The organism is Oceanobacillus massiliensis str. N'diop (genome assembly GCF_000285495.1).
GTDB classification, from domain to species: Bacteria; Bacillota; Bacilli; order Bacillales; family Amphibacillaceae; genus Oceanobacillus; species Oceanobacillus massiliensis.
In genome coordinates this window covers 117,817-140,699 of the sequence record NZ_HE610979.1, presented here as the reverse complement: position 1 = coordinate 140,699, position 22,883 = coordinate 117,817, and the positions used below count along the sequence as shown (strand labels likewise).

The following is a 22,883-nucleotide window of genomic DNA, read 5'->3' as shown; positions in this document are numbered from 1 at the left end:
CTATACCTGTAATAATACTTGGTACATTATTAAAATCTCTATTATGGAAGTCATCTCGAGTAAAGGTATTCTTGTTAACATATCTTTCCGTAATTCCATATAGGATAGCATTAAGTAAATTGGTTTTACCTGCATTGTTGTATCCTACAATTGCAATAGGTTTCTTATAGTCTTCTTTAGGGAATACAATATCTTTTTTTTCTCCAAATGAACGATAATTTTTAATTGATATTCCATTTATTCTAATGCTACTCATACAAGAACCTCCATAATAGATCTATTGTAAATAATTGCCTTATTATAACATATTAAACTGACCTCCATAATCTCGACTTAAGCTTATTAACTAACACAATTTCATTTTTATAACTATCTTTCTTACAATGAATTTAATTATTTTGTTATATTTACAGCAGGATGATTTCTCCTAATAATTGTAATTTATTATTTTGTTTGCTATTACCCTACCATTTTTCTCCTTATAATAGATAGTGAATAAGGAGTGGTATATTTGGGTGTGCATATTAGACTTTTTTAAAGTGTAAGTTTTTAAAAGAATGCTTTAACATACTAAGTTGGAAGATGGTTAAAAGAATATACAGGAGATACTAATTTTCGCTTTGCAAAAATCGAAAATGGTTAGTTGGCACAATGAAGCTTGGGTTTTAATGGATAATAAAATGAATAAAAAGCTGCGTCTAAATGAGTTTCTATTGTGAATTTTCTAACCATTATTATGATCATGGAGGTGAGAAACTTGGGTAAATATACAGATGATGAAATAAGACAGTTCCCAAAAATAACATGCAAAATAGCAGCAGATTATTTAGGAATATCACCGATGGCTGTTAGTATTGGAATGAGGAATGATCTTCTACCTATTGGATTTGCCATAAAAAATGAAGATAAGTTTTCTGAGAGCTGGAGTTATCAGATTATTGATGAGCGGCTTATAGCTTATAAGCATGGAAAGATAACTAATGTTCAAGTGCAAAACATTGAAAAGAATCTTGATACCATTATTTCGCAATTTGAAGAAATGAAAAAAGACCTGCTTTTTATATTAAGCGAAGACGAGGAATAGGAAGTATAAAATTGTTTGAATTCGCGTATTCGCTTTCTTGGGGTGAGGAATCTATACGGGCGAGCAAGGAAGTGGTAAATGAATCGAAAGAGGAAGGAGAGGAGGAATTGCTATGATTGAAGAACAAAATACAATTCTACTAAGACAACAGCTATATAATGAGATATGGGAAATTTCCGTGGCCGGTGTAGCAAAAAAATATAATGTACCATATGCCAAGTTGATAAAGCTATGCAAAGAGTCTGACATTCCAATCCCACCATCAGGATACTGGACAAAATTGAGATCTGGGAAACCTGTTATTAAAACTCCATTACCGGATTCTTTATTAGAGGAAGTTGTCCTGCCGTTAAGTTCAACTATAAAGCGCATTCAACGTAGTGTAACTTATACAGATACTATTGATCAAAAAGTGCTGAACAAAGATGAAATATTAGAAAGCCAGTCTATGGTAGAGGCTTCTACTAGTCTACCAGTACCTGAGACAGAGACAATAGAAGCAACTGAGATAATTGAGGCAAGTACTTTCGATGGGGTTAAGCAAAGTGTTATGTCATCAGAATCACTTTCATTTTTATCAGAAGAAGAGAGAGGAAAAGTATTACTGGCAGCGGTAGGATTGAAGGTGCCAGGTGAAAATTCAAAATTACATAAAAAAATAAATGCATACAAAGCTGTGATCGAGGACTGGAAAAAAAAAGACACAAAAACCCCTGGGTCGCAAAGGAGCTACAAGAATTTTTCCAATCGCCCACCTTTTCTAGCTGGAGTTATTTCAAGTGAATCTCTTCCACGCGTGTTCAGTATTCTTGATGCACTATTTCGTCAAGTAGAAAGTCTAGGTGGTTCTATCAATGACGACCTATCACTTCAAATCAGAAATGAACATGTCAGCATTGATATTTTTGAGGCTCAAGATGAAATAAAACATGAAATTACAAAGCAAGAAGCACAAGCTTTAATTGTTTATGAAGATGCTAAACGTCGTCATTCTTGGGCATCAGAACCGAAGATTCGTAAGTATGACTATGTTTTCAATGGCAGACTCAGAGTAAGTATTCGTAAGGGTAAATATTTCAGAGATACAGATAATTCAAAGAACGAATCCAGGATTGGATATATGTTAATAGAGTTATATGAAGAATCTGAAGTGGTACGAATTGAGCGCGAAGCACGTGAAGAGGCAGCTCGTATGCGTGAGGAAGAGGCTAGGTTAAAGGAAGAACGACGCAATTTATATAATGAAGAAGTTAAACGAACAATTGCGTTAGAAAATGAAGCACTCGATTATGAGAAAGCTTGTAGAATTAGAGCATATATCAATGCAGTTGAAAACGCTTCTTGCGAGAATGCTGTTAATGTTGATATCACAGCGTGGATTGATTGGGCTAAGAAGAAGGCTGACTGGTTTGATCCGATTGTAGCACGAAAGGATGAGTTATTAGGGCGTAGGGAGTATGAGAAAAGTGAAGAGCAGAAGTCGTTAAAGAAGAATGAACATCGCTGGTGGTGAAAATGCTACTTGTTTAAACCTATTATTCTTTGTGATTGAAATATTAGAAGGACTCGCTGATTGAAAAATACCATGAATACCGAGTGAGTAATCGAAAGTACTTTTAAAAAAGGATGAAGTATAAAATGGTGAGTAAAGAATTATTTGTTGAAGTATTAAGATACATACAGAATGGTGAATTCGCGGCAGATAATTTAGAAGTTTTTGAAACAAAAGATTATCAGAAAATTGGTGATATTATAATTGCCGAGGTGTTGAATAGATTTGGGAGTATCGAATACGATATATTAAAGCAAATCATCTGTAAGTATATCCACTATAGCAAGGAAGAAATACAGGAGACAACTCATAATCAGCTATGTCTTATTGTCTGTGAAAAAATAATGGGATTTAAGTCATTTCCAGCAGATGAATATGTATTTTCAAAAAAAAATTATGAAAGAACTAAAAGAAAATATCTAGAGCTTAGGTCAAGGATTGATAGAGATATTAGTGCAATAGACAATTTAATTCGAGCGGATAAAAAAAATCCTCAAAATAGTGGTGAACTTATTAAGCAGCAAGAAAAATTGTGTTCTAGAAATGCAACCAACAAGAGCATTCTTAAAGATTTAAAAAAAATAGAAGATGATTATATAGTACTTTATGATGAAATCCAAGAAACATATGTATATAAAGAAATGCTTAAATATGCAAAGAGTAACATAGAATCATATTTTAACGATACAGTATTGCAGCAAACAGATGAAATACTCGACCATAATTTGAGAGTATTTGGGTTGAAATTAGCAAGAGAAGAAGGGTCGATGAAAGCTCTAGAAAATATATTTTTAGACTATGATAGATTTTTGGACTCGTGGGACAATGTTACGCAATCAATTTATAAGCCGTTTTTCATGATTAAAATGAGAAAATTTAATGATGATATTGAGACATTTTATTATGAAAATCATAGAAGTAGTACATACTTCAATAAAACAGATGAACTTTTAGCGCTTTGTAAGGAAAAATCAGAGTTGATTTTAGATAGTGATGGCTGGATAGTGCTAAAGAGTAGTGATCCTATGAAATATTTGGACGAGCTGAAAAGATATGTAGCTGAATATAATGTCCTAGAGTATTTGAAAGAGAATGTAAAACAGTTATACAGCATTCAAAAAAGAAAAGAGGTTTTGCAGGCAGTCATAGAATCATTCGAGCATAAAGAATATATATTTTTTATTAATTTGGTAGTTATTCAAATCGAGGGTATATTTTATGATTTGTTTTTGGATGCTAATATACAAAAGCGACTAAATGGACAATTTGATATGTTTGAGAAAGATGATTTAAAAAGCAAATTTTCTAAGAATGAAAATATGGCCAATCTAGAAGAGGCAACAATGTATTTTAAATTTTACTTCAATAACATTATTAGAAATAAAATTGCTCACGGTAGAATTAGCTTTCAACAAGAAGAATTAGAAACTGCATCTTATGAACTTTTATTTGACTTGCAATACGTAATATATTTGATCTCAAATAAATCGGATACAAGTGATGCAATAAAGTATGTACAAAAGACTTTACGTTGGTTAGAACATACATTTAAAACGGAAGAAAAAGGAAAACGTGTATTTGAAAGATTGTTGAATTCACTCAATGGTAATGTAATTGAATCAGGAAAAGAGTTTGTGGGTTATAATGATCCATATCAAGAACTATATTGGATATTCAATCCATATTATGAACCAGCATATAAATATGCTGAAGTGATTGAAGAGCGAAATAAATTACTTGAGTATCTGACATCGCAAGAATTTTGGATATATGTCTCTGACTATTTAACGGATTATGATAAAGATGCAAATAATCATATAACGATAAAGAATAGCTTTAAATCCAGGGTAAAAGCAATACAAATGTATATTGCTAATAATAAGAGAGACGCATTACCAATTATTGCAGAAGTCAATAGGAAACTGGAAGGTCTAGCGTTGGATTTGTGATTTTGTTAATTTGAGCGATTGACCTCTTGTTAGCAAGGGTTACTTATTCTACCCCATGGGGATAGATTTCGCCAAAAGATTAAATAATCAAATTTCTTTTGCTATATAGTATAAGAAATAATTTATCACGCACGTCGAGGCGGTTACATGGCTAGAGAAGAAAATTGTCTAATTAATAAATAATCTTGCTAGTCAAAAAATACATTTGCTAGTACGACCCTGATTTCGTAAAAATAAACATTTTCGATTTCGGGGTCTTTTCATGCCCGAACCCTTGTCATTCCTGAATTCTCTCTTTTCTCGGTTTTTTCTTATTTCACAAATGTTTTTTATAACTCCGAAAAAAAGGTGAAAAAACGAGTGGAAAACAAGCGAAAAAACGGTCATTTTTGAACCGGAAATCCATCAAAATGGGGGTTCCGTAGCAAAACTTTATTTTAACGGCAACGGTGGAATGCGGGGTGGATTTTAGAAGGCAATTATTTTAACTAAATATTTGCTTGTTCAATACTGATTCGTAAAGCTATTGTTGCAGCTTATGTTCAGGGAGCAACAAACCATGAGATGGGCCAAGAAACTTTGAAAGGAACTCTCACTCTATGGGTGGGGTCCAAAGGTCAAATTGCCTTTTACCGTCAAACAGCTCAATCCAACCAAATCTTTACAGATGAAATAGAACCTCTATACGGGGATATAAATGAATCAGTTTTAATTATTGGAGAGAACAAGATAATTGGATACCAATAAAGATGTGGCATAAATTACATGAGAAGATTAATAACTCGCAATTGGTTTCCATACCCAATGCTGGACACCTAGTTCAAAAAGATGAACCTACTGCTCTTTTATCTTATACATTAAAATTTTTAAGAAATAAATAGTGTTAAAAATGGGAGAGCTTGGTTGTATTAATAAATATTATGTTTTAGTTAGACTCAGTAGATAGAATAAAAAACCTCATTTAATATCTCCGTATTTTTCATAATGCTAAGAAAGTATCTATAAGTAACTTATGATATAATGTGTCATTATACATTACGAAAGAAGGTAAGTACCATTGAATTCTAATAGTGGAAATTCTGAAAAAACATTCCAACGGGGAAGACCAAGAAGTATTGATGTTGATAAACGTATTCTTGATGCAACACTAACTCTTCTTGCTGAAGTTGGTGTTGAAAAAATTAGTATGGAAACTATTGCTATGAAAGCTGGTGTAGGTAAGAGTTCTATTTATCGGAGATGGAAAAATAAAGATGAGTTAATTCTTGCTGCACTGGAACAGTTGAAACCAGAATTTGATATCTCGATAAATGGGAAGTTAGATGATGTCTTATTGGAACTTTCACGAAACTTCACGGAGCAAATGAATAACCCGCTTGGTAAACAAATGCTCTCCCTACTAATGTCAACATTATCAAGTAATACACAGATTTCCGAATCGTATTGGGAAAACCATTCACTGCCTAAAACAAAGGAAATTTCAAATTTGCTTCAAAAATATCTTGAGGAAGAGAATATTCGTAAAGAAGTAAAACTAGATCTAGTTTCCGAATTTTTAATTGGTTTTATTATTTACCAACTTTTACTCAAGCCCTCTACAACAGATTTAGAACCTCATTTAAGGGCTGGGATTGATATGATTTTGAACGGGATAAAAGAAAAATAATTTTAACCTTGCATGTAATGCGAGGTTATTTTATTGACATAATACGATACGATACTGTATCGTATTTTATATAAGGATTAATAAGGAGGAAAAAATTATGAGTAAAGAAAAAAAGACTGTGATTATAACTGGAGGGAATACTGGATTAGGGTATGAATGTGCTAAAGTGATTGCAAAAGCTAATAACGATTGGCACATAGTTTTGGCTTCACGTAATAAAGAAAGGATAAATAAAGCTGCCCAAGAATTGATTCAAACAACAGGGAATCAACATATCTCAGGAATGGTAGTGGATTTAGCCTCGTTCTCATCCATACATCATTTTGTTCATCAATTCAATGAAGCTGGTCTTCCACCTTTGCATTCCATTATTTGTAATGCAGGTGTTCAATTTGTACAAGGAACTCAAGCTACTGTTGATGGAATAGAAGCGACATTTGGAGTTAATCATCTTGGTCATTTTTTACTTGTACGATTATTACTTAACCAGATTCAAGATCATGGCTCTATTGTTGTTGTAAGCAGTGATACCCATGATCCACTTATGAAAACAGGTATGCCTGCACCAATTTATCTCGACCCCAGTATTATGGCTAATCCACAAAAATCGGATGAATCATTAGCAAATCTTTCATCTCTTAGTAGGGGGCAAACACGTTATACAACCTCGAAGCTATGTAATCTCTATTTTAGCTACAAACTAGCTCGACGTATTGAAAAAGCCAATCGATTAATTACTGTAAAAGCATTTAATCCAGGAATGATGCCTGGAAGGGGCTCTAGTTTATCTAGAGATTACAATCCTGTACTTAAATTCATGTGGAATAATGTACTACCACTAATGCGTTTCTTTCGTTCCAGTATACGGAGCACGCAACAATCTGGAACTGATCTTGCAAATTTACTATTGAATCAGCGTTTTTCAAGTAGTGGACAATACTTTGATGGACCAAAAGAAATTCCATCTTCAAAGGAATCTTATGACATTGGTCGTGCTAAAAAGCTATGGAGCTGGAGTTCCAATTTTCTTGGTTTAAATGAGAATGTTTAGATAATATAATAGAAGAGGATGTTTCAGAAGGGATTAATGGAAGAAAGGACTCCATATCAACTACTTTTAGAAAACGGATATATTGAGGATGTTTTAAAATGGATAGAGGTGGAGAGGACATGATTAATTTTCTTCCGCAGCTATATTAAAATAAACTCTTTTATTCTGTGATTGCACAGTATCAAAGAAAGTGTGGAATAGTAAGTAAAAGGGCACTAATAGAAGATATGTTTGGAAGATACGTTTTAGTATCTTCCTCTTATTTTCCACAATATATTGATTCATTTACTAAATCCTTACCGCAAACTTCAAAAGTAACAACTAGTGTAATTATTGAGAACTATACTTTAATCCCTTTTTATACATCATTTCTATCAAATGAGAAAGCAAATCTAATTTATAAAACGATGGAATAAGGGTCGTATGGTTTAAAAAATAGCGTCGAAAAAATAATAGGATTTGGTGGAAGTAAGGTACGAAAACCTAGTTACTTAAAGTATTGCCCATTAAGTTATAAGGAAGATGTAGAAAAATTAGGCGATAGCTACTGGAGGACACATCATCAGATAATTGGAGCTTATTATTGTTCAAAATACCATGCTTTTAAAGGAAAGTCCCGTTTTAAGTACTGGAAGTGGAATCGAATTTATATGTGCTGTTTTAATTACTATAGTTTCTTGCAATAAGAGACATTTTATGTTAATTTTTATAATGAACGTTCAATATAAAGGGGTTGTCATATGAAAAAGTCACAAAAAAGAGAATCCATTTTGAATACGGCAGAAAAACTATTTTATCAGCACGGTTTTCATGCAATTGGTGTGAAATCTATATTGGAACAAGCCGGAGTGGCACCAATGACTATGTACTACCATTTCAACTCAAAAGAAGATCTAATCAAAGAAATATTAGTGCGAAGAGAACATCAATATCTGCAATTGATAGAAGATAACGTTAAAAGGGAAGACGGAATTAATTCATATATAAATTCTCTAATAAAGACACACTTAGATTGGATAGAATCGGATAGTTTTAATGGATGCTTATTCTTAAGAGCAAAGCAGGAGTACGAAGGTGTAAATGAGGAAATTGCTTCGCTAAGTAGGGAGCATAAAAAAACACTGCTAAGCAGGATTGAAAATGATATAGATCTATTTCAAATTCCTAGATCACTTGGTGTCCAATTACTTATTATTCTAGAGGGATTAACATCAATAGCCCAAATCCAGACAATAGATGAAGTAAAGGAAGCTGCAAATGATTTAATAAAAGGTATATATGATGCTGGAAAATGAAATAGTGAGAGGGAAACAAATGTCGAACATTGTTCCCTATTTTTTTACTCATCTATTATAATGAACGTTATATATGGAAAGGGTGGTCTAAATGTATGAAAAGAAATTGATTGTTGTTGGTTTACCAATGATTGCTGTGACGTATGGTTTATCTCGATTTAGTTATGGTTTAATGCTTCCATATATTAATGAAACGATGAATATGACACAGTCCACTAGCGGTGTCATTTCGTCTCTGTCATACATCGCTTACTGTATTGCAATCGTATTAGCAATGGTATTTTCTAATAAGATTTCCTCAAAGTCTATACTTGTCATAGCTGGATTATCATCGATAATTGGTTTGGGGATTATTTCAATCTCGTTTAGTCCGATCGTACTTGGTCTAGGTATATTTTTAGCAGGATTAAGTACAGGTTTCTCATCCCCACCATACGCTAATATTGTTGACTTAAATGTAGAAACAAGATTACAGAATCAAACTAATTCTTGGATTAACTCTGGTACGAGTATTGGCACAGCAGTTACTGGTGCAGTTGCCATCTTAATGACAGGTAGTTGGAGAGAAACGTATTTTATTTTTATGGTTATTGCTATATTTGTATTAATTGGTAATTACAAAGTACTGCCAAAGAATCAACCTTTAAAAGAAAACGTAATAGTTGGTTTCTCGAAAGAAGAGGTGAGAAGAGCTACACCGTTAATTCTGGCTTCTTTATTGTTAGGAATATCATGCTCAGCCTATTGGACATTTTCAAGAGACTTTATGTTTCAGATAGAGAATGTTCCTTTATACCTCGGAGAGTGGCTCTGGGTGATTATTGGAATAGCAGGGTTATTAGGGGGAACTGCCGGTGTATTTGTAAATAAATATGGTTTAATGCCTGCATACAGGATTTCTGTATTAGCGCTTTCAACCTCGTCTCTCCTATTAGGGACATTTGCAGATTATAGTATAATAGGGTGGCTATCACCAGCCCTTTTTGGTAGTTCGTATATTTTTATGACAGGTGTTTTAATCGTATGGGGGATTTCCGTGTTTAAATCAAACCCATCATTTGGCCTAGGTATACCTTTCTTAATACTAGCACTTGGTCAAGCAATAGGGTCCATTATCTCCGGGGTAATCGCAGATTTAACGGGGTATCATGCTCTATTTACAGGAGCTTCTATAATGGGTTATGTAGCTTTAGTATTCAAACACAAAAACACAGAGGTATCGTGATTTTATAGGGTGTATTAGTTAATAGTGAATAAATTTCTTATGGCTTCATGTGGAGTTAGATTCTTTTCGTCGTGATACAGGGATTAAATATAGTGACAGCTTCTTTATTTAAGGAGGACTATTTAGATTGAAAAAAGGGAGGTTATAATAAGTTTCAGAAATATCCTTGTTATAAATTCTAAAACCCTTCTATCTACTATGTCTAACTAAAAAATAAATCTGCTAGTCAAAATAAACATTTGCTAGTCCTACCCTGATTTCGTTAAAAAATACTTTTGCGAATTCGAGGTCTTTTCATGCCCAAACCCTTGTCCTGTCATTATTTTATCGACTTTTTCTTCATTCCAATATCACAAATGTTTTTTATAACTCCGAAAAAAAGGTGAAAAAACAGGCGTAATAGAGGGAAGAAAGTGCGTATTTTTGAAGGGAAAAACATCAAAAATGGGGGTTCCGTAGAAAAAGGTCGATTGGGAGCTTCTTGTTATTAAATCCAGGAAGAGCTAAGCCTTCAGAACTTGGGATTTTGAAAGAAGGAGTCATTGAAAAACATAAAGTAGACATTGACCCCTACTATGAGGCAAATGGTGAAATTAGTTGAAAAAGTTTACAATACAAATGAATTAAACGGCAGGGTTTATATTTACAATAGCATTGTGGAACAAATTTAGTCACTACTATGTTAATCATTTTTCCTTTAATTTATATGGTATTTGGTGATGGAATATGGGTACTCTTGAGTGCTTGGATTATTGGATACGAAATAAGGCGAGCCGAACCAAAAATAATATGGGATGTCTTGTTGTTAATTGGACAAGCTCATTTTATTGTTACTATAGTATGCTAGCATAAAATTTTTGTCGATCTTAAAAGATGCTTTCACTTAAATCTGTCGAACGAAGGTGTTGTTTTCAAAGCAAGAACAACTTAAAAGAGAGATTACATTAAATAGGGGTGGAGGAGTGTCTTCAACATATGGGAGAGTCTCTTTCCAAGGGAAGGGATATCGAGGGGCTATATACCGGACGAAAACGAGAAACTGTTTTCAATTTTGGTTTAGAATGTTGGGAATATATAGTAATATTGAGAAAGATAAGAAGTACATTGTGAAATATTGTACTTACACTAACTTGGCAGGTTAGTAAGAGAATAGATTTATAATACAAGTTGAATTATAATTTAGAAAATAGATAATAAAAGGAGTAGATTTATAATGGAAATGGTCACACCATTTTTAATGTTTCAAGATGGCAAAGCAGAAGAAGCAATGACTTTTTACACATCTCTGATTGAGGATTCAGCAATTACAAATATTGTTCGATATGGTGCAAATGAAAGTGGGGATGAAGGAACTGTCATGCAGGCTACTTTCACCTTAAAAGGTCAAGAATTTATGTGCATTGACAGTAATGTAATACATCAGTTTTCCTTCACACCTTCGTTCTCAATATTTGTTACTTGTAATACCGAAGAAGAACTTGACAATATTTATCAGAAACTGAACGAAGGTGGACAAGCTCTTATGCCACTAGGAGATTATGGATTCAGTAAGAAATTTGGCTGGCTAAATGACCGTTTTGGAGTTTCTTGGCAACTAAATCTACCTAAATAATATGAAGAACTTAATATCCTGTTCATACCAATAATAAAAAGCATATATTGTTAAACTAACGCAGCAGGATAGTTTAAGAAGGAAAATAATCAAAAAAAGTAGTAAGTTAACATTAAAGATTTCAATTAAGGGGGATTTATCTTGCAATATTTTATTGGAGTTGTCCCTTCAGATGAGTACAAAAAGAAAATAATCGGATTTCAGCAAAAATGGAAAAACCACTGGATTACAGATGTTGTTGAACCACACATTACGCTAAAGGCACAAGGGGGCTTAATTCCAGATAAAGAGTGGATTATTAAGGTGAAAGAAATCTGCAATAATTTCTCGCCATTTACTATTACAGTTAATAAGCCAATCTTTTTTGGTGAGGATATTCTTTATCTAAGTGCAACATCAAAAGAATTGTATAAACTCCACTTGAATGCAGTTGAAAAAATATCCCCCTCTGACGACTTAATTAAAAAGTATTTTGAACTTGATGACTTTACACCACATATGACTTTGGGGAAAACCTCCTTTGGATTATCAAAACAAGAACTACAAGAAATGGCAAAGTTAGCAGAAGAAGAACTTAGTCCGTATCCAACTATTGAAGTGAATTTTATAAGAATTTATCAAGAGGTTGAACCTCTAAAATATGTAAAATATTTGGATATTCCTTTGAGTAAATAATGTCTTCTTCAACTATCGGGTGGCTTATCTGGAACAAGGCATAAAACTCCCTGATACATAGAGATTGCCAAAATAAGTGGAAATGCAACTTATTTTTTTGAGCCATTAAGAGAGGAAATACTTTGTAAAAAAGGGGAATTGTGGTGAATCCAATATTATTAGATATTCCATTACAATTAGAGACAGAAAGACTATTATTACGAGCATCCATGCAATCAGGAGACGGTATCATTGTTAATGAAGCAATAAAAGATTCTTTTAATGAACTAAAGAATTGGTTGCCATTTGCACAAACAATTCCCACCGTTGAAGAAACAGAAGTAAATTTAAGAGAAGCATATACTAACTTCTTGAAAAGACATAGTTTTCGTTTCCTTATTTTCCACAAAGACACTAAAGATTTTATTGGAGTAACAAGTTTTGAAGATATAAACTGGGATATTCAAAAATGTCATATTGGTTATTGGATTAACTCAAAGTGTAGTGGCAAGGGATATATGTTAGAGGCTGTAAAAGCATTATATGAGTTTGGGTTTAATCATATAAATTTTAAGAGAATAGAAATTAGATGTGAATCAACAAACTTGAAGAGTCGGTCTATACCTGAAAGGTTAGGGTTTAAGTTAGAAGGGATTTTAAAAAATGAGGATGTATCAGCAGATGGTAGTAAACTAACTGATACTTGCATTTATGCAAAAGTTTAATCAATGTAAATATTGTGAAGTTATATACTTAAAGTAAAGGGTGCTATAGTGAAAGAGGTGATCATTAGATTGATCGCCTTTTTCTTATGGTTAATTCTCTAATATTATTTTAGGAATATTATGTTAGTATTATGGCAGAGGTTATTTAGTTAACGGGGTAGTTAAGTTGAATAAGAAGATATTGAAAAACACATTATAATATGATTAAATCCTTGTAGTTTCACTTTTTTCGTGGCCTAATAGGCTTTGAATAACTTCTAAAGGGGTACCATTATTTAACAAGTGCGTTGCGTAACTGTGCCATAATTGGTGAGGGTGAATCGTTTTTTTATTCCTGCTCGTTTAGAAATGCGTTTAATGATATACCTCATCTGAGCAATGCTCATTCTATGTGGAGAGCGTTCTGTGACAAATATCGCTGGATCGTTATCGTGTCTAGTATCTAGATATTTTTTTAGCCAAATATCACATCGGATATTAAAGTACACTTCTCGTTCCTTATCTCCCTTACAACGAAAGATGGCAGATTGACTTCCCCTATTTATACTATTTCGATCCAGAGTAACAATTTCTTCTATACGACAACCAGTAGAAAACATAAATTCAAATAAGGCTTTTTCCATTGGAGAAAAGCAAGCATCACTTAAATATTCGATTTCCCTTTCAGTAAGGAATTTCGGAATCCGCTTACCAACTCGCGGTTCTTTTATTTTACTAGCAGGATTTAATTCCATGATACCTTCCTCGTGTAACCACCGAAATAGGGAACGTAAAAATCTAATACGATGTGACAAACTTGAAGGCTTTAAACTATTACTTGATTCAGCTAAATATTCCTTCAGTAGTAGAGTTGTTATCTTACTAATATCGATATTTCCAAAGTAATCAATAAGTAGCTTTGCTTGCAGCCTATAAGCATTTAAAGTTTGTGCTGAAAAACCTTCAATTCTCTTATCTGCCTCATAACTCTTTGCCGCTTCTGATAATAACATAACTGCTCACTCCCGAAAATTATTATAAATATCATTTCCAGGTAAATGAATAAAATAATTATTAAAATAATTCGGATGAATTGAATGGAATTTATTGTTATAATTAAACTATGTTATTGTACTAACGAAGCAGGTTAATTCAATAGTGAAACTTTCCTTCTTCCATTTCGTATGTAAGGTGTAGTGACAAAATAATAGGTAGTGATTATTATCGTCTCAGTATCTAATAAGGATTTGTATTTATATGTCTGAACATAATGGTGATTCATTTCGTGAAAAGAATTTGAAACAAAAAATAGGAACAGTTGTGGGAGTAACACTTTTTATAGCCGTGGTATTAGGTTTTATTATAGGGATTTACCTGTTAGGGATGGCGGGTATTTTTGAATTGCTTGGTATTCAATACACTTCTGTTTGGTCATTGATTATTTTTGTTGTCAGTTTTTTTTGTTCTCGCTTCTATTGTCGAACTGTTTTCTAAACCAATTTCTGAACTGATTACAGGAAAGATTACAGGGAAATTTTGAAACTTTGCTAATCCAGTTTAGTATTCAAAGTCTATCAAATTGGTTATGTCTTTTTATAGTGGATATATTTATGGGTGGTATTACACTCACCTTGAAAACAGGGTTGATAGTTACGATATTACTGACTTCATTTGAAATGGTATTTGAAGATAAAGAAAATAAGAGTGAATCTTAAACGGATGGCATGAAGTTGAAGAATGAGTTAGGTAGGGGGGCTGTATTTGAATATAGATACTGATTCATTGGTTACTTTCCTTATTATGTGGGGAATACCAACTTTTATGGTTGTTAGAACTTATTTAAAAATGGATACAGATGATAGAAACTCTGCAAAGAAAGATTTTAGATCGCCACATTTTATTTTCACTTTCGGCTTACTTTTAATAGGTTATTTTTTCGCTTCTTTTGGTAATCTACTGACACTAAATATCATTAAGTTACTTGGGATTTTCTTAATGATTATATCAGGGATTACAATTACGGTGGATATGTGGAGGAAAAATAAAGTTAAAAGTATGTTAACACCAATGCTTATTGCAGTCGCAATTTTCTTTTTGATTAAGTCATAGAAACACAGAATTCATTATTGTCCTAAAGCACCCTTAATTAAATAAGATATCTCCCTGTTAAATTCCTTTTCCCTCTGTAAAAAGTCGGTACCTATGGCAAAAAGGTTGGTACATTTGGATAGGCTACACTAAGTTGGATAGATATAATAAAGGCGGGAAAGGGCTTGGGAGTTAAAATAAAAAATTTATTGAAAATTATTCCAAAAGTTGAACCTGGACAAAGGGTTGTTATCGGAGTAGATGGGTTAAGTCGTTCTGGTAAAACAACAATAGTAAGAGAAATAGAACGGCATATTCAAGAAAAGAATATTTTGTCTTGTGTCTTTCATATAGATGACTACATCGTAGAGAGATATAGACGTTATAAAACTGGAAATGAAGAATGGTATGAGTATTACAAATTGCAATGGGATGTAGAATGGCTTAAAGATAATTTATTCAAAAAGCTTAAAGAATCTAATGAACTACAATTATTAACTTATGACAATAGTTTAGATTTGCAAAAATTACATACGGTCAAAATACCTGATACGTGTTTAATCATAGTTGAAGGAGTGTTTTTACAAAGAAAAGAGTGGAGAAATTACTTCGATTATATGATTTTTCTGGATTGTGTACGAAAAGAGAGATTCAATCGCGAAAGTGTTGAGACACAAAATAAAATTGAGAAGTTTGAAAAGAGATACTGGAAGGCAGAAGATTATTATATGGAAACAGTTTCACCAATCGAACAAGCGGATTTAGTTATTCAGAACTAAATATAGTATGCGTAAATGCTGGTGAAGAGACATAATTAAACTTCCTCTGATCGTTTCGATTTACTCGCGATGCTCTGTATTAGCAGGATTTCAATCCATTTATAAGAACAAAAAACGGATATAATGGAAAGAGAATTGATAATTAAGGCTACATGAATGCATGCGGGAAGGGCTGAGTTGATAAATGAACATAAGAAAACCCAATGAGGTAGAAATTGAAAAGATATTGGCACTTTCTCCACAAAAGGCGATCATCAAACGATCGTCTTTTTTCTTTGGATATTACTTTTCGAACATTATGCTACTATTGAGATGAAGTTAGTCTTCTAAGGACGAGCCAAACTAGACGAATGAAAGAATTGCTTTGTAAAAATCCCACAATAAGTTTTGTGAGTGCAATAGGATTTTTTGAGCTTCTCAATGCCTTCAAAGTATTAAAAGATACTGTATTTATGGTCTGAATGTTCATGTAGATAAAAATAAATGCAACTTTATTGGAAGTTAGTCGTCTCTCTTATGCGGGAGATGATATGGGGAGTCTTTATTATGTCAAAAATCAATCCATTAGAAATAATAGAGGAAATATATAATGAGCATTATGCCTATTTAAGAAACTTTTTAATGGGGTTAACAAAAAGTGATGAAATTGCTGATGATGTTATTCAGGAACTATTTTCAAAAATACTGGTTAACCCAACAAGTGTGCTTAAAGTTAACTATATGAAAAGCTGGTTGGTCAAAGGTGCAAAAAATACACTTCTCGATCATTACAAAAAAAAGAAACCTGAGTTGCTCAAAGATGGCAATCTCATAGAGACGCTATTGATCGATAGCCATACACCTGAAGCAAATATAGTGATTAAAAATCATTTAGAGACCATTCTAGGTACGTTGTCCACTACTGATAAGGCTATTATTCTTGCTAAAGAATACTACGGATATAATTATCAGGAAATTGGTGAACTACTAAATCTACCGATTCCAACATTGAAATCAAGGGTTTTTAGAATGCGAAAACAAATGATTAAAAAGGGATGATCAAATGGATGAATATAAGAAAATACACCTGCTATCTCAGGAGTTAATACCAATTATAGATGAATTGGATATAAAACCTAAACAAATTGTATTAGACCATATTGAAGACTGCGATGCGTGTAAAAGTTTATATTCTAATGTGTTTGATTTTGACAACAATTTTCCTGAGCCTGAATACTCGAAGGGCGTTGAGATAAAACCCCTAAAGAAATTAGCGCAGTTTAATACCGGTTTAAAACTGTTACTAATTGCAGTAAGGGTAATTATCCTGTTTTATATCTTTTACTCTAGTTTTCACTACATTGCTTTGGAATCATCTCGTGAAATGATCATTGCTTCATTTCAGGCAGGGGTTTTCCTATTCTACTTACCCGCAGCAGTCTTTTTGCTCGTATTCACTTTTACTTTCTTCAGCAAAAGATGGTTATGGATTTCGTTAGCAGCAGATGTAGTCATCGTTCTATTGTTTGGCAATATTTTGCAATTTCTTTTATAAATACACTGGAGGTGCCGACATGATCAATATTATATTGGGTGGTTTGTTCTTGGGGTCAATTGTGTTTCTGTTTACTTTTACTGCATCCAAAAAGAATGGTAAGTATTATATGGCACCAATCATTACCTTCTTTTTCTTTATCGCAGTTACAGCGTATGGTGTTATTGTAATTCGTGGGTTTGAAGGGATGGGGTATGGGCTTTTAGGAGTTGGTTTTCTGATTGCCAGTATCGTTGGAACCCTCCTTTTGCCTTTGTTAACTCGATCGAAGGGGGCAAGGCAGTTCGGAAAAAAAGATAAATTGATTCTGTTTACTTTGCCAATATTGTTTTTTGCAACGATAGGGTTAAGCATTTACTTTGAACAAGGCTATTGGATAATTGAAACCAACTATGTAGAAGGGGAAGGAAACTATTATGAAATTTCCACTATTTCTGAAGGGAAAAAGCAAGTATCTCTAATATTAGGCGAAAAATACTTTGGTAAAGACATTGAGGTTGAAAAGGTAAGTAAATGGGGACCAACTGAAATCACAGTAAAAATTGTTGATGGTGGTAACGAGGATAAATTTCCTTATATTAGGATAGGTTTGGATGAAATAAAAGATCCCTTAAAAGTTCAAACAACAGACGGTGTTGTCTTTGAATCAGTAAGGGAATAAGAAAGAAGTGAAAGAGTTCAATTTTAAACCTTATAAATCCCGGTTCTTTCCTGTTTGGAGAAAAGCATTTAAGGATTTGAAACCTCATTGTTTGTATTGTGAGATTTATCTTCATTTCCATTTCCAAAAGATAACAAAAGAATTGAAATTATTAAGATTATTGCACCTAACGTATTCTGAATGGTTATCTCTATTGGAAAAAACGGGAAAGATATAACAGCAAGCAATAATGGACTGAATGCCCTGGTTACATTAGCTATGGAGAAACGTAAATGCTCAAATGCCTTATATAAAAGAAGTGTTCCAATAAAACCAGTAAATAGTGAAGAGATAACTATATAACCTATTCCAGTCAATGAATACTCAGGATTAAACAGACCTCCTGTACCTCCAGATGACAGATAAATTTTAGCCAAAATGGCAAAAATGGTAATTGAAATGAGGAATAAGCACAAGAAGGATTATAAAAAGAAAGTGGTAAAATTAAGAATATGATAAAAGTGGGTGAGTAAATGTATTGGAAATTAAAAATTCCTCTGTTATTGGGTGTAATCGGAATTATATCGGGACTTGTTCAAAAGTTTCCGAATCTGTTTCTTGTGAATACTTCTTATTTCTTTAGGAGTGCTATTTTTATTGGTTTAATAGGTATCATTTTTACTATCTTAGAGAATACAAAAGTGAATGAAAAAAAGGTTCATTTTACGATTGGTGTTGGAATAATCCTTTTTGGTATTATTTTTGATTATCTAATGGCATAGTTTTCTTATTGTGCTAACAGGTGCAATACTTAAAGAAGGTAAACCAATTGGGATTACCTTTATTTATGACTAAAAAACTTAGTTTATTTTTGGAATATTATGTTAGTAGTGTGGCGGAAGTTATTAAGCGTTCAATTAAAGGCTGATCTAATTGATAAATATCAAAAATAACCATGAATTTAATTGGTTACATTCATTAAAGAGTTTAGCGATACCTTGTGCTGTTTGGTTATCATTTATGGGGATGGTTTATTTGGAGCATATATTCTTCAACTAAGATTTCATTGAGTTAAAGGAGTGTGAGTGCAGTCGTGGATTTAAGTAATAAGCCAAAAATAAAAGGGGAGAAAGTTGTTCTAAGACCTTTTAAGGATGAAGACTTTCCTTTTATAGAGGAATGCTTAAAGGATACTGAAATTATAAAACTGACAGGAAGCAGTCCGGATTTTGATAGGGAATTAATTCTCAACTGGTATGCAACTAGAAATAAACAAACTGATCGCTTGGATCTTGCTATTGTTGATAAATCTCAGGGATTCTTAGTGGGAGAAGTCGTAATCAATTTATACGATGAAAAAAATCATAGCATGAATTTCAGAATACTTATTGGACCAAGGGGAAGAGATCGAGGATTAGGAACGGAAGCAACTAAACTAATAATTGATTATGTATTTAAAAATACGACACTTAACCAGCTGACCTTAAGCGTGTTTGACTTCAATCCAAGAGCCAAATATGTTTATGAAAAGGTTGGATTTGTAATATATGGAATTGATAAAAACGACCTAGAATATGAAGGGGAATGGATAGATTCTATTAATATGAAATTAACAAGAGAAAATTGGATAAACAGAAAAAATGCTTATTGAGCTAAAGATGAAATAGTGATATAGAATGATTGAATTTGCTTGCCTCTTTTATGATTAAAATTTTAATTTAATTTTTCGGTTTGTATGTTAACGAATTAGGTTAGTACGGTGAAATTAGGAAAAAAGACTGGAGGGGCAAATGGATAATCACAAGTTTAATGAGTTTATTAAAATAGCAAAAAAACTAAATGATATTGAAATTATCCCAATGTTAATGGGGTCGGTAGGTTTAGAGGTTGTTACAAGAAAGAATTGGGAAGCACAAGACATAGATATTCATATACCTGCTTGATTTTTCTCAAAGTAGTTTTAAACCTAAGGAGGAATAGTATGGGTTTTCACAACAAACCAAACACATTTGTTAGTCATGTTAACATAAAGGTAGAGAATCTAGAACGATCTTTACAATACTATCAAGAAATAATTGGATTACATATATTAGAACAGACATCTCGGACAGCAAAACTAACCACAGATGGAAAGACGAATATTTTATCTCTTGAACAACCTGACAATGTCATTCCGAAACAGGGAAGAACGACTGGTTTATATCATTTTGCCCTGCTTTTGCCTGAGAAAAAAGATCTGGCTAATTTTGTTGTCCATCTATCAAAAAGAGGGGTCCATTTTGGATCAGCAGATCATCTTGTAAGTGAAGCTCTATATTTACATGACCCGGATGGAAACGAGCTTGAAATTTATATTGATCGTGATCCCTCTGAATGGAACTGGAATGGGGAAGAAGTAACCATGGCAGTCGACCCTTTGGATTTTGATGGATTACTTAAACATCATGTACCGGATGAATCATGGAAAGTGCCAGAAGATACATGTATGGGGCACATCCATTTGCATGTTTCCGAATTGGATAAGACAGAAGAATTCTATGTCAAAGGCCTTGGGTTTGATGTGGTGAATCGCTTTGGAGCACAGGCTTTATTCCTTGCAACAGGAAAATACCATCATCATATAGGAGTAAACACGTGGAATGGGGTGGGGGCGCCAACGCCACCGGAGAATAGTGTTGGTATGGAATCTTTTAAACTGGTTTTGCCAAATACAGATGCAATCAAAGAAACAATTAATAATTTGAAGAAGATTGGAGCATCCGTAAAAGAAAAAAATGGGAGACTAGTTACTTATGATCCGTCCGGAAATAGAATTGAATTAGTTGTTTAAAGAGGGGGGGATAGATTTACAATAGCATTAACGCAGGAATTATATTCACTCGCAGATAAGGGCCATCCCTCTCTCGACGCAAGGATAATTGCTGTGGGAAGTCCCAGATTCCATTAATTCTTCCTCTTTATCCATATATTTTAATTCATAAGATAAATTGCATAAATTATCTGAAGTAACCAATCCGTTTAATTGAGAATTGTTATCATTTATTGTATATTAGATAATGACGATACTTATAATTGGGTAAGGAGGATACGTAATGAAAATATACTGGACTAAAATAAATAAGATTATTGAAGAAACACCTGAGGTAAAAACGTATCTGCTCGACTGTCCGGAAGACTACACATGGGAAGAAGGTTCCCATATTCACCTTGCACTGGAAGGTTTTAATGCTGGAGATAAACCAAACCGTAGCCTGATTCGCCATATGTCAATCTCCACCCTACCTCACGAAAATTCAATTGGTATTACAACACGTATCCGAGAGCAGTGCTCTGAGTTTAAAACGATTTTAAGAGATATGGAAGTCGGAAATGAAGTTGCCATTTTTAAAACCCATTCGAATGTACCGCTTAAAAGAGAAGACAAAAACATTTATCTGTTGTCATCAGGTGTCGGGCTAGCAACTTTCAGGCCGCTTGTACTTGATTATTTCGAACGTGCTGACAACGTCAATCAAATTCATTCTCTGAATGTCGATTCATCAAATGATTTCTTATTCACTAATATTTTTGAGTCCGCAACAGACAAGAAGTTCACATCACAGTTCGTCGATAACCGTAAAGACTACTATGAAGAAGTTAAGAATCTTGCTGCAGACAAGGATGGACTCTTCTATGTTGTCGGCAGCGACGAATTCCTTATGCAGAACATTGAAGTACTGCATGAGCAGGGGATCAAGCCAGAACAGATTATGCTTGATAAGCATCAACAACAACGGTCTAAGTTTTTATCATCTGATATGACCGTTTAAAAGAGATAAATTCCTAGTACGTATTGAATACTTGCTCTATAAACAGGAGCTTTAGTACAACATAGAAATCCCGAAATGAAAAAAACCTGATATATGCCGTAGGTGAGAGTGGGGGCCCTAAGGAACTTCCACTCCCATTCACCAGGCTATTGATTGGATGTAGTACGTAAATATTCCTTGTACCTGACATCCCTCGCTCTGTATGTATGCCCAACGCTTCCTCGCCCTCATTTGGTAGCCATTAATCGAATGCTTTATTCCCTTTAATCAATTAAGTGAATAGAGTATCGCTCTTCTCAATACACCAATAAACGCTCAATAGACGTTTTATCCAGAAAAAACCTTCCAATTCATTAATTTATATAAAACACTAAAGCTTCTACGATAAGGCACTCCTTTATCTAAAAATAATTGAGGTTGCTTCTCCATATAACTAGGTCCAGACCAACGACAGAATCCATACGACTTCTCCTTCTTAGATTCCTAATGCTTTAAGACCGGTATCCCATCAGGCTTCTTGCTATTCAATTCATTAATTGCCCATATATATCCCGGAATATGATGTTTTTTACAAATAGAAATTTGTGCTTGACATTCCAGTCTAATAAGTGTTACTTTATACTGGTAATAAGTAATACTGAATACATGTAATACAGAGTACTGAAAAATACGATGAAATATAAATGGGTGATGAATTTGGAAAATATTACAGAAATGCTGAAAGGGGTGCTCGAAGGTTGTGTACTTGAGATCATCAGTCGAGGTGAAACGTACGGCTATGAAATCACACAACATCTGCGAGAACTTGGCTTCACTGATGTGGTTGAAGGCACAGTTTATACCATTACCATGAGACTTGAGAAGAACAACTTGGTGGAAATCGAAAAAAAAAGATCCACTGTGGGACCGCCAAGAAAATTTTACACATTGAATGCAGCAGGTCAAAAGCAACTTGAACTATTCTGGGAAAAATGGGGATTTATTTCGGGCAAAATGAACGAGCTCAAAACTAAAGAAATTAGGAGGAGAAGTAGACTGACATAGCGATTTGAGACAATATTAAAACACCTTCTTAGGCTGCCATTCCTCGAAATTCTAGAGGAGATTGGTAGCCTAATTTTTCTTGAATACGTTCCATGTTATAGTGATTCATAAATATGTCCACACGATTTCTAACTTCTTGAAGGGAAACTGAATTGTATTTCACGTATTGAAATTCTTCAGATTTAATATTTGAATGA

General features: G+C 33.5%; 26 protein-coding genes and 1 pseudogene. 24 read left to right on the top strand and 3 right to left on the bottom strand.

The window, feature by feature from the left end; all coding sequences use genetic code 11:
* Positions 1-256, bottom strand: a 256-nt coding sequence (locus OMHG_RS14290; RefSeq protein WP_010651574.1) for an AAA family ATPase, incomplete at its 3' end; no start/stop codon positions are given.
* Between the two features lie 492 nt (positions 257-748).
* On the opposite strand from OMHG_RS14290, the gene OMHG_RS14285 reads away from it, so the two are divergent.
* From OMHG_RS14285 to OMHG_RS14235, 11 genes are all read left to right on the top strand, one after another.
* Complete coding sequence (locus tag OMHG_RS14285; RefSeq protein WP_390621686.1) at positions 749-1,084, top strand: hypothetical protein; 336 nt, start codon at positions 749-751, stop codon at positions 1,082-1,084.
* Positions 1,085-1,196: 112 nt separating this feature from the next.
* A complete protein-coding gene (locus OMHG_RS14280; protein ID WP_010651572.1) occupies positions 1,197-2,597 on the top strand; it encodes a hypothetical protein in 1,401 nt (466 codons plus the stop codon).
* 125 nt (positions 2,598-2,722) lie between these two features.
* A complete protein-coding gene (locus OMHG_RS14275; protein ID WP_010651571.1) occupies positions 2,723-4,585 on the top strand; it encodes a hypothetical protein in 1,863 nt (620 codons plus the stop codon).
* Positions 4,586-5,149: 564 nt separating this feature from the next.
* The gene (locus OMHG_RS17560; protein WP_010651570.1) at positions 5,150-5,332 is read left to right on the top strand and encodes a hypothetical protein; all 183 of its coding nucleotides are present in this window, start codon (positions 5,150-5,152) and stop codon (positions 5,330-5,332) included.
* 310 nt (positions 5,333-5,642) lie between these two features.
* Positions 5,643-6,251, top strand: a complete 609-nt coding sequence (locus OMHG_RS14265) for a TetR/AcrR family transcriptional regulator (protein ID WP_010651569.1) — start codon at positions 5,643-5,645, stop codon at positions 6,249-6,251.
* Between the two features lie 97 nt (positions 6,252-6,348).
* Positions 6,349-7,302 (top strand): SDR family NAD(P)-dependent oxidoreductase, encoded by a 954-nt coding sequence (locus tag OMHG_RS14260; protein WP_010651568.1) that lies wholly within the window; start codon positions 6,349-6,351, stop codon positions 7,300-7,302.
* A gap of 740 nt (positions 7,303-8,042) precedes the next feature.
* Complete coding sequence (locus OMHG_RS14255; protein ID WP_010651567.1) at positions 8,043-8,597, top strand: TetR/AcrR family transcriptional regulator; 555 nt, start codon at positions 8,043-8,045, stop codon at positions 8,595-8,597.
* A gap of 91 nt (positions 8,598-8,688) precedes the next feature.
* Entirely contained in the window at positions 8,689-9,822 is a 1,134-nt protein-coding gene (locus tag OMHG_RS14250) for an MFS transporter (RefSeq protein ID WP_010651566.1), read from the top strand.
* A 1,213-nt stretch (positions 9,823-11,035) separates the two neighbouring features.
* Positions 11,036-11,434, top strand: a complete 399-nt coding sequence (locus tag OMHG_RS14245; protein ID WP_010651565.1) for a VOC family protein — start codon at positions 11,036-11,038, stop codon at positions 11,432-11,434.
* Between the two features lie 141 nt (positions 11,435-11,575).
* Positions 11,576-12,109 (top strand): 2'-5' RNA ligase family protein, encoded by a 534-nt coding sequence (locus OMHG_RS14240; RefSeq protein ID WP_010651564.1) that lies wholly within the window; start codon positions 11,576-11,578, stop codon positions 12,107-12,109.
* A 143-nt stretch (positions 12,110-12,252) separates the two neighbouring features.
* A complete protein-coding gene (locus OMHG_RS14235) occupies positions 12,253-12,813 on the top strand; it encodes a GNAT family N-acetyltransferase (protein WP_010651563.1) in 561 nt (186 codons plus the stop codon).
* A gap of 204 nt (positions 12,814-13,017) precedes the next feature.
* On the opposite strand, the pseudogene OMHG_RS14230 reads toward OMHG_RS14235, so the two are convergent.
* A pseudogene (locus OMHG_RS14230) lies at positions 13,018-13,805 on the bottom strand (tyrosine-type recombinase/integrase).
* Between the two features lie 244 nt (positions 13,806-14,049).
* On the opposite strand from OMHG_RS14230, the gene OMHG_RS14225 reads away from it, so the two are divergent.
* The 7 genes from OMHG_RS14225 to OMHG_RS14200 all read left to right on the top strand — a co-directional run bounded on the left by OMHG_RS14225 (position 14,050) and on the right by OMHG_RS14200 (position 17,854).
* The gene (locus OMHG_RS14225) at positions 14,050-14,286 is read left to right on the top strand and encodes a YrvL family regulatory protein (RefSeq protein ID WP_010651561.1); all 237 of its coding nucleotides are present in this window, start codon (positions 14,050-14,052) and stop codon (positions 14,284-14,286) included.
* A 50-nt stretch (positions 14,287-14,336) separates the two neighbouring features.
* A complete protein-coding gene (locus OMHG_RS19350) occupies positions 14,337-14,507 on the top strand; it encodes a hypothetical protein (protein WP_473965375.1) in 171 nt (56 codons plus the stop codon).
* 46 nt (positions 14,508-14,553) lie between these two features.
* Positions 14,554-14,901 carry a hypothetical protein gene (locus OMHG_RS14220; RefSeq protein ID WP_010651560.1) on the top strand — a complete coding sequence of 116 codons (348 nt, stop codon included), beginning with the start codon at positions 14,554-14,556 and terminating at the stop codon, positions 14,899-14,901.
* 164 nt (positions 14,902-15,065) lie between these two features.
* Positions 15,066-15,659 carry a kinase gene (locus tag OMHG_RS14215; protein ID WP_010651559.1) on the top strand — a complete coding sequence of 198 codons (594 nt, stop codon included), beginning with the start codon at positions 15,066-15,068 and terminating at the stop codon, positions 15,657-15,659.
* A gap of 546 nt (positions 15,660-16,205) precedes the next feature.
* Positions 16,206-16,697, top strand: a complete 492-nt coding sequence (locus OMHG_RS14210; protein WP_010651558.1) for an RNA polymerase sigma factor — start codon at positions 16,206-16,208, stop codon at positions 16,695-16,697.
* Between the two features lie 4 nt (positions 16,698-16,701).
* Entirely contained in the window at positions 16,702-17,193 is a 492-nt protein-coding gene (locus OMHG_RS14205; RefSeq protein WP_010651557.1) for a hypothetical protein, read from the top strand.
* Between the two features lie 19 nt (positions 17,194-17,212).
* Positions 17,213-17,854 (top strand): YesK family protein, encoded by a 642-nt coding sequence (locus tag OMHG_RS14200; RefSeq protein ID WP_010651556.1) that lies wholly within the window; start codon positions 17,213-17,215, stop codon positions 17,852-17,854.
* 68 nt (positions 17,855-17,922) lie between these two features.
* On the opposite strand, the gene OMHG_RS14195 is transcribed toward OMHG_RS14200, so the two are convergent.
* A complete protein-coding gene (locus OMHG_RS14195) occupies positions 17,923-18,210 on the bottom strand; it encodes an EamA family transporter (protein ID WP_473965374.1) in 288 nt (95 codons plus the stop codon).
* Between the two features lie 156 nt (positions 18,211-18,366).
* On the opposite strand from OMHG_RS14195, the gene OMHG_RS14190 reads away from it, so the two are divergent.
* From OMHG_RS14190 to OMHG_RS14170, 6 genes are all read left to right on the top strand, one after another.
* On the top strand, positions 18,367-18,615 hold the full coding sequence (locus OMHG_RS14190; protein WP_010651555.1) for a hypothetical protein: 249 nt from the start codon (positions 18,367-18,369) through the stop codon (positions 18,613-18,615).
* 299 nt (positions 18,616-18,914) lie between these two features.
* A complete protein-coding gene (locus OMHG_RS14185; protein WP_044476998.1) occupies positions 18,915-19,484 on the top strand; it encodes a GNAT family N-acetyltransferase in 570 nt (189 codons plus the stop codon).
* Positions 19,485-19,623: 139 nt separating this feature from the next.
* Complete coding sequence (locus tag OMHG_RS18030) at positions 19,624-19,776, top strand: hypothetical protein (RefSeq protein ID WP_010651553.1); 153 nt, start codon at positions 19,624-19,626, stop codon at positions 19,774-19,776.
* A 38-nt stretch (positions 19,777-19,814) separates the two neighbouring features.
* Positions 19,815-20,663: a VOC family protein gene (locus tag OMHG_RS14180; RefSeq protein ID WP_010651552.1), complete on the top strand. Its 849-nt coding sequence runs from the start codon at positions 19,815-19,817 to the stop codon at positions 20,661-20,663.
* Positions 20,664-20,925: 262 nt separating this feature from the next.
* The gene (locus tag OMHG_RS14175) at positions 20,926-21,642 is read left to right on the top strand and encodes a hypothetical protein (RefSeq protein WP_010651551.1); all 717 of its coding nucleotides are present in this window, start codon (positions 20,926-20,928) and stop codon (positions 21,640-21,642) included.
* A 696-nt stretch (positions 21,643-22,338) separates the two neighbouring features.
* Positions 22,339-22,686 (top strand): PadR family transcriptional regulator, encoded by a 348-nt coding sequence (locus OMHG_RS14170; protein WP_044476997.1) that lies wholly within the window; start codon positions 22,339-22,341, stop codon positions 22,684-22,686.
* Positions 22,687-22,883 lie beyond the last annotated feature (197 nt).